Annotated in this window: 7 protein-coding genes and 1 tRNA gene; all 8 read right to left on the bottom strand. The window is 61.7% G+C overall.

What is annotated here, in order from left to right; all coding sequences use genetic code 11:
• Positions 1-259 precede the first annotated feature (259 nt).
• Positions 260-769 carry a hypothetical protein gene (locus Q0L62_RS03230; protein ID WP_296676314.1) on the bottom strand — a complete coding sequence of 170 codons (510 nt, stop codon included), beginning with the start codon at positions 767-769 and terminating at the stop codon, positions 260-262.
• A gap of 88 nt (positions 770-857) precedes the next feature.
• Positions 858-1,052, bottom strand: coding sequence for a helix-turn-helix domain-containing protein (locus Q0L62_RS03225; protein ID WP_296676311.1), 195 nt, complete (start codon positions 1,050-1,052; stop codon positions 858-860).
• An 81-nt stretch (positions 1,053-1,133) separates the two neighbouring features.
• The gene (locus tag Q0L62_RS03220) at positions 1,134-2,180 is read right to left on the bottom strand and encodes a hypothetical protein (protein WP_296676308.1); all 1,047 of its coding nucleotides are present in this window, start codon (positions 2,178-2,180) and stop codon (positions 1,134-1,136) included.
• Positions 2,181-2,427: 247 nt separating this feature from the next.
• A tRNA-Lys gene (locus tag Q0L62_RS03215) sits at positions 2,428-2,503 on the bottom strand.
• A 90-nt stretch (positions 2,504-2,593) separates the two neighbouring features.
• Positions 2,594-3,709: a rod shape-determining protein RodA gene (gene rodA / locus Q0L62_RS03210; RefSeq protein WP_296676306.1), complete on the bottom strand. Its 1,116-nt coding sequence runs from the start codon at positions 3,707-3,709 to the stop codon at positions 2,594-2,596.
• The gene (mrdA, locus tag Q0L62_RS03205) at positions 3,706-5,787 is read right to left on the bottom strand and encodes a penicillin-binding protein 2 (protein ID WP_296676304.1); all 2,082 of its coding nucleotides are present in this window, start codon (positions 5,785-5,787) and stop codon (positions 3,706-3,708) included. The genes rodA and mrdA overlap by 4 nt, the downstream gene beginning before the upstream one ends.
• Positions 5,787-6,338 (bottom strand): rod shape-determining protein MreD, encoded by a 552-nt coding sequence (locus tag Q0L62_RS03200; protein WP_296676301.1) that lies wholly within the window; start codon positions 6,336-6,338, stop codon positions 5,787-5,789. Before Q0L62_RS03200 ends, mrdA begins: the two co-directional genes overlap by 1 nt.
• Positions 6,338-7,219 carry a rod shape-determining protein MreC gene (gene mreC / locus Q0L62_RS03195; RefSeq protein WP_296676298.1) on the bottom strand — a complete coding sequence of 294 codons (882 nt, stop codon included), beginning with the start codon at positions 7,217-7,219 and terminating at the stop codon, positions 6,338-6,340. Before mreC ends, Q0L62_RS03200 begins: the two co-directional genes overlap by 1 nt.
• Positions 7,220-7,241 lie beyond the last annotated feature (22 nt).

Raw genomic sequence — 7,241 nt, 5'->3', positions numbered from 1 at the left:
TCATGGTTTCCTGTCCAGCAGGAACGCGGATGGTGAGTTTGACGCGATTCATGGCAACACCTCCCGGAGCGCGCCAAACGCGCGCGCCGTTTTTGGCTGAATTGCTGGATTCGGCGGGCAAGAGCGCAACGAGCGCGCGCATCGCCTCCCATGGGAATGGCGGAAATCAGGCATGCACCCGTGCGTAGGGTGTGTATCTGAATTGCTGGCTCGATGCATCGCATCGCAGCCCCTTTGATCCAGCTTTGATGATTGATGCTTACGCATTGTTCGGTTCCCCTTCCGGGTGGATCGAGCCCGCTGCGGCGGCCATCTGGCGAAGGGCAATTTCATCATCGATCAGGCGATTGCGCCGGGGGCGAAGCGGTTCGATCTGATCGAGCAAGTTGTTACCGATCAGCCACTGGTAGGCCGCCGCGTCGATGGCTTCACGAAGGACAGAATGAAGGTCAGCCGCTGCGACGGGATCAAGCAGAAGCCAGCCGCGACAGTCGATGAAAACTTGCGCCCCAAGGGGGAAGGACCGCGCCCCGCAATCGAATATCGGGCCTTCAAGGTGAAACCAGATTTCTTCGCCCTTCAGGATCGCAATGCGTGGGCGTTCGGTAATGAAGAACGGGCGCAGCGCGTTGCGAAATGCCGCCCCGTCAGCGTCATCGGCAAATAGGCGATCCGCCAACGAAATGAGTTCCGGGGCGATGCACCTCTGGACCTGGACGGTATGGGTAACGAAGCGATGTCTGCGGGCCAAGCGATGAAAGATGGACATGGGAATTCTCCAGCCGGAACGTGGCGGTCCGGCGCAAAAAAGTCGGGTAGGGGGAGACTGAGGTTTACGACCGCTGCGCGAAATTGGGTCAGCTGCGCGTTCGCAGGCTATCGATCCATTCGCGGATATCGTTCTCGCGCCAGCGCAGGCCGCGCCGGTTGATGACGCAGGGCGGGGGCAGGGCCTTGCGCGCGACCATGTCGTATATCGTCGAGCGCGAGCGGATATTGAGCGCGGCTTGAACCTGCCGCATGCTCAGCAGGACTATTGTGGTGTCGGCCATCGGAACCTCCTTTCGAGAGGTCCGCCAGCATGCATATTCCAGATCGCCGGTCGTCGCCGTGGCCGCCAATTGGCAAGAAATTCAGGCGACGAAGCCCGGTAACAGGTTCAACTCGTTCTTGATCGTCTCGGACAAAGGGCGCGTTACCGGGGTGTATTGGCCGCTCATCAGGTTGAGGAACCAGCTTTCAGGTTTGCGCCCTCGATTGCCGGACGTTTCGGCAGGGTCGTAGGTGACAGCATCGCCAGTGATGTTGAGCCTGCATAGCTGCCGCTCCTCGTGATCGTCGATTTCCCCCGCCGCGCGCATGCGTGCAGCTTCGATCTTCAACGCCTTCTCGAATGCCGAAACGACAACATCCTTCCGCATCGCAGCTCTGCCTGAGCCCTTTTGGTTGGCAACGAACGCAGCAACCTCATGAAGCGCGATCCTGACCTTGAGGCGCTTGAGCTTATCGCCAGCATAGACTTCAGGGGTGCGGTCGTACAGGTCGAGCAAGTGATCCGCGACAGGCGGATTCCAAAGATAATAGTTGGACCATTCGCCGGTCGCCTCGGGCGTGACGGCCACAAACTGGCGCTTGGTATTCTCGCCGCCGAACAGCCTGGCAGCCAGCCATGGTTCGGCAAGGCAGCCCCTGCCGAAGACCAGATCGACCGGCCTGTGCGACACCGGTGTCGCGGTTGTTCCTGTCCCACTCTCGGCGACACGCATGGCAGTGTGGTTGCCAGAATCGACCTCGTCCAGGAGCTCGTCGATGGCGGGTTGCGCGTTACAACGAAGGGGCCGCAGACCCCATATTCCGAGATAACGCTTCCAGCTCCGGCGGCGGAAACCGATGGCGAACAAGGCGAATACCAAGAACCCGCCGGGAAGAATCCATGCTGCGTCTGTGATGCCAAGCGTTGAAGCGACGGCAACGTTGTGGCCTATGGCGAAGAGGAGGGCAGCACCCAAAGCCAGCAATGCATTCGCTTGGTGATTCACCCAGTTGATCGATTCCTGGAACTCAAGCGCCGAAGTCCGGATTTCGGCAACTGTGGTATGCAAGCCGAGCTGGTTGATCCGCAGCTCCAGATATTCATCGAGTTTGGTTTCGACCAGTTTGGTGGAATGCGGCTTTGCCATCGGGCAATGCTAGCAATTGACCCATCGCCAGACAACGCAAACACAAGGCGCTGATTGATGCCTGTGCGCCTGGACCATTGGGTTTTGTTCCCCTTGAGGTGATCCCCATCGAACTGTGGAGAACTGCCTCGTTGGCGTCCGGTGCCGAAGATGGAGCCTATAGGGAGCCTATAGCGAAATCTAGGCTCCGCGACAGACGGATTTCCCGTGCAGAGGGCTATTAATCTGTTGATTTTCTGAGAGATTTTGGTGGACGCACTAGGGCTCGAACCTAGGACCCGCTGATTAAGAGTCAGCTGCTCTACCAACTGAGCTATGCGTCCACACGGGCGGTACACCGCGGTTCCCGAATCGTCGGGAGCGCTCCCTATAGCGATCTGTCCGGCGCAGGGAAGGGGGCGTGTGGACTTTTTTCAGGTCCCCAGCGTGCTGCCCCGGCGGTTCCATCGATCGACCGCCATCAGCGTACCGACGCAGATCATGTTGGTCATCATCGCTGATCCCCCGTGGCTGATCCAGGGCAGAGGGATGCCGACGACCGGGGCGAGACCCAAGACCATCATGGTGTTGATTGCCATGTAAAAAAAGATGGTGAAGGTCATGCCCGCAGCAAGCAGACCGGAAAATCTGTCAGGGGCATTCTGCGCCACGCGCAGGCCCCAGCGAAACACCCAGAGGAATATCGCCAGGACGAAAATGCCGCCGGCCAGCCCCCATTCCTCGGCCATGGTGGCAAAGGCGAAATCGGTATGCGATTCTGGAAGGTAATCCAGATGGCTTTGGCTGCCGTTGCCAAACCCCTTGCCCCAGAACCCGCCCGATCCGATCGCGATCTTCGACTGGGTGATGTGGTATCCCTTGCCCAGCGGGTCGCTTTCCGGGTTGAGGAACACCAGCACGCGGTCGCGCTGATAACCGTGAAGCAGGGTAAAGAACGCCAGCGGCGCTGCAACCAGCACCGCGCCGCCTGCGCCCATGAACCACCACATCGGCAGCCCCGCCATGAAAATGACGACGACGGCGCCAACGGTGATCGACAGGCCCGTGCCCAGATCAGGCTGCATCATGACCAGCAACGCGGGCAGGCCGACGATCCCGGCCAGCGGGACCAGAACACGCCATGTCCGGGTCATTCCAGGCGGCATGACGTCAAAAAACTTGGCAAGCGCCAGGACAATGGTGGGCTTCATCAGTTCCGATGGCTGCAACTGCATGAAACCGACATCAAGCCAGCGCTGGCTGCCCCCTTTTACCGCGCCGACCACTTCGACCAGCATCAGCATCACCACGATGGCAATATAGACCGGTATCGCAGCCCATTTGAACAGGTCGCGCGGGATGCGGGAAATGACAAAGGCCATGACCAGGAAGACGGCGAAATGAATTTCGTGCAGCAAGGCCCATGGCCCCAGATGTCCGCCCGCAGCCGAATAGAGCACGACCGAGCCGAATGTGTTGAGCGCTAGCAACGGCAGGATCAAGCCCCACGGTTCGCGCGCGATTGCTTCGGGGACGACGCCTTGTCTCATGGCTGGACCGGCGCACCGGACGGGTTCGGCGCTGGCACGGGTGAACCCGGACTGGCGCTGGGCGCTGCCTGAGGAGGCGCGTCGCGCGGGGGCGATTCCTCTTCGCTGAGGACCGCTTCAATCGGGGTCGGGCTGGGTTCGGGCCGGTTGAGCGCTGCGGTGACCGCCTTGTCCGCCTCAACCTTGGGCGCCGTGGCCCCATATTGCGAGGCATAGGACCGATACTTCGCGGCCATCCGCTGGCTTGGCGTGCCGCCCCAGCTTTTTTCCATGGCCAGCAAGCTGTCCCATCCCTTGGCAGGGTCGAACAGGTAAGTCAGCACGTCCTTGGCAATCGGCGCTGCGGCCCGCGCCCCGAAGGTTCCGTGTTCGACCACCACTGCCATGGCATAGCGCGGCGCATCGGCAGGTGCATAGCAAACGAACAGCGCGTGATCGCGCCCTTTCCAGTCGCCGAAATGACCACGCGAAACCAGCGCCCGTACCTGCGCAGTACCGGTCTTGCCGGCCATCTGGATGCCGCTGTCGAGCTTCAACTGGCTACCGCGAGCAGTGCCATTGCCGTTCACAACGCGCCACATGCCTTCGTGCGTCACCCCCAGCATGTCGGCGGTGAAGGGCAGGGCGGGGCCGGGTTGCGGCTTTTTGCCATAAAGCAGGTAAGGCTGCAGGTTCTTGCCCGTGGCAATGCGCGCCGTCATCACAGCAAGCTGCAGCGGAGAAACCGAAACATAGCCTTGGCCGATTGAGGCGTTGAGCGAATCCGCTGCAGTCCATTCCTGCTTGAAACGGCGCATTTTCCAGGCTGCATCGGGTATTGTGCCATAGCGCTGGTTAACCCCCGGCAGGTCAAACTCCACCCCCAGGCCCAGCGTTCTGGCAACAGGCGCAATCGCATCATAGCCGACGCGGTGCGCCATCGACCAGAAATAGGTGTTGCAGCTTTGCTCAATCGCTTTGCGCATGTCGACAGCGCCGTGAACCGCGTCACAACGGAAAAAACGGCTGCCCAGACGGTAGCCACCAGGGCAAGAAACGATCTCGTCAGGGACGACGCCGTGGATCTGCAAGGCCAGGCTGGCCATCGGCTTCATCGTCGATCCGGGCGGGTAAAGCCCGCGCACGGCCTTGTTGAGCAAGGGGATGTGATCATCCTCGTTCAGCATCTTCCATTGCAGCCGCCCAATGCCCCCGACAAAGGCGTTTGGATCGAACGAAGGCATCGACGTGAGCGCAAGTATGCCGCCGTCTTGGCAATCGATGACTACGCAGGCCGCCGATTCCAGCCCGATCCGGCGCGAAGCGAAATCCTGCAAGCCGGCATCGATTGTCAGGCGCAGCGATTGTCCCTGGATGTCCTCGCGCATATCTAGATCGCGAACTATCTTGCCGGTTGCTGTCACTTCGGTGCGGCGCGCTCCGGCAACGCCGCGCAGGCTGGGCTCGTAAAACTTCTCAATCGCGTCCTTGCCAACCTTGTAGCCCGGCGTGATCAGCAGCGGGTTGCGGTCTTTCTCATAGTCTTCTGCCGAAGCGGGGCCGACATAGCCGACGAGGTGGCCGACCGAGGGCCCGGTAGGATAAGACCGCGAAAAGCCGCGCTGGGCAATGACCCCCGGCAAGTCGGGCAGACGCACGCTGACCGCGGCGAACTTGTCCCATTCCAGCCCCGATGCGACTTCGACGGGCTGAAATCGGTGCGACTTGTCGACGCGGTCGGCCAGGTCCAGCATCTTGTCCGGGCCAAGTCCCAGCAGCTTGCCCAGCTCGGCAATTGTGCCGCCGGTATCGACCAGACGTTCAGGAATCAAATCGACTCGGTAATCAGACCGGTTGGCCGCCAACGGGTTGTTATTGCGATCCAGAATCAGTCCGCGCCGGGGCGGGATAAGGGTAAGGTTGACCCGGTTGCTTTCCGCAGCGGTTTCGTACTTCGCATTCTGGACCACGCCGATCCAGCCCATGCGCACTGCCAGCAGCACGCCCAATCCCGCCTGCAACCCGCCAATCAGCACGGCGCGGCGTTCAAAACTGTTGCGAAGCGTTCCGGTGCTGACGTGCTTGGGCTCGTTGAACATCAGACCGCCTTGAGCGGGATCAGCCGCATCCGGTCGAACAGGCCGACCAGCCTTGCGGCCAGCGGATAGGTCAGGATCGATACCACCAGTTGCGGCAACAGCACTGCCAGCGGCGCGTGCCCGCCGCCCAGATTCGAAAAGGCCAGCGCCACCATCAGGTAAACCGTGATAAGTCCGGCCGATACCAGCCAGTTGAGCCAGAACCCGCGCCACGGAAAGCGCGCTTCAAGCAGATCGAGCCCGATCATCGCAACCGACCATAGCAGCACGGCCGAGCCAAAGGGTTGTCCGCTGAACAGATCGTCGAACAGGCCCAGCGGCAGGCCGGCCCAGACGGGAAACAACCCGGGGCGAAGCTGCTGCCAGCCAATCAGCAACAGAAAACCGAACGGCGGAACCACTGGCGCCGAGGCGATAAGCGGCAACAGCGGGCTAAGGCTGCCGAGCGCGACCAAAACCCAAGGTGCCACCAGCGCGACGACCGGAGACGGCGCGCGGTTGATCCGCGCCCGGCCGATCTTCTGCAATGAGCGGGGAAGCGGGGGCGCCATCACGGCGTCAGCGACTCGGCCGCCGCGCCCGGTGCCGCGCTTTGGGCAAAGGGTTCGTCGACCGCGACGAAATCGGTGCTGCCGGGATCGCTCAGCGGGCGCCCGATCGCGCCGTCCCGGGTCACTTCGCTGACCACGGCAACCGCGATGTTTGGCCGATAAAGGCCGCCGGCGCCCGATGTCACGAAAGCGTCGCCCTTTTTCAGCGGGTTGATGCCAAGGTTGATCAGGCGGATTTGCAACGATCCGTCTGACCGCCCGGTTGCATAGGCGGGAATGCTGTCGGCAGCCCGGCGCACCGGGACCACGCTTTCGCTGTCGGTGATCAGCAGCACACGTGCTGTATTGCTGCCCACTTCAAGCACCCGGCCGATCAGGCCAAGCGGCGAACGAATCGGCATGCCAACGCCGACATGGCTGTTGGCGCCCGCGCCCAGCGTTGCAAACCGGCGTGTACTGGACGATGTCGAACTGATCAGACGCGCCACGGCAACAGGCTTGGGGTCATCCTCAACCAGGCCCAGCATGGCCTTCAGCCGCTTGTTCTCATCGCGCACCGCGTCAGCCTCGGCCAGGCGAACACGGGCGGCGGCGACTTCTTTTTCCAGCTTTGCGGTGCGGAAACCCGCAGTGAAATAGCCGCTGGCAATTGCAAAGAACGACTGGGATTTTTCCCTGGTGGCTGCCGATGCGCGGCCAGCGGGTGCAACAGCATCGTCAGCCGTCGCGCGCAGGCCCGAAAATGCCGAAGCATTGCCCGTCGATACCACCAGCAGGAGAACGCCCAGGCCCGCGCCGATCACGGCGACGACATAGCCGAAAAACGTTCCGTATTGCGCCCTGCGGGAATATCCCGGGCGCCGATTGCCGGGCGGCGCCATGCCACTACACTCCTTCAGTCTG

This window comes from Novosphingobium sp. (genome assembly GCF_024642085.1).
In the GTDB taxonomy this organism is placed as follows: domain Bacteria; phylum Pseudomonadota; class Alphaproteobacteria; order Sphingomonadales; family Sphingomonadaceae; genus Novosphingobium.
Note: the sequence above shows the minus strand (reverse complement) of the source record. Positions and strands in the feature narration are given on the sequence as shown.

Bases quoted from the DNA above. Each gene is read 5' to 3' on its own strand.
- Q0L62_RS03230 (WP_296676314.1), bottom strand. From the start codon at position 769: ATGTCCATCTTTCATCGCTTGGCCCGCAGACATCGCTTCGTTACCCAT.
- Q0L62_RS03225 (WP_296676311.1), bottom strand. From the start codon at position 1,052: ATGGCCGACACCACAATAGTCCTGCTGAGCATGCGGCAGGTTCAAGCC.
- Q0L62_RS03220 (WP_296676308.1), bottom strand. From the start codon at position 2,180: ATGGCAAAGCCGCATTCCACCAAACTGGTCGAAACCAAACTCGATGAA.
- rodA (WP_296676306.1), bottom strand. From the start codon at position 3,709: ATGAGACAAGGCGTCGTCCCCGAAGCAATCGCGCGCGAACCGTGGGGC.
- mrdA (WP_296676304.1), bottom strand. From the start codon at position 5,787: ATGTTCAACGAGCCCAAGCACGTCAGCACCGGAACGCTTCGCAACAGT.
- Q0L62_RS03200 (WP_296676301.1), bottom strand. From the start codon at position 6,338: ATGGCGCCCCCGCTTCCCCGCTCATTGCAGAAGATCGGCCGGGCGCGG.
- mreC (WP_296676298.1), bottom strand. From the start codon at position 7,219: ATGGCGCCGCCCGGCAATCGGCGCCCGGGATATTCCCGCAGGGCGCAA.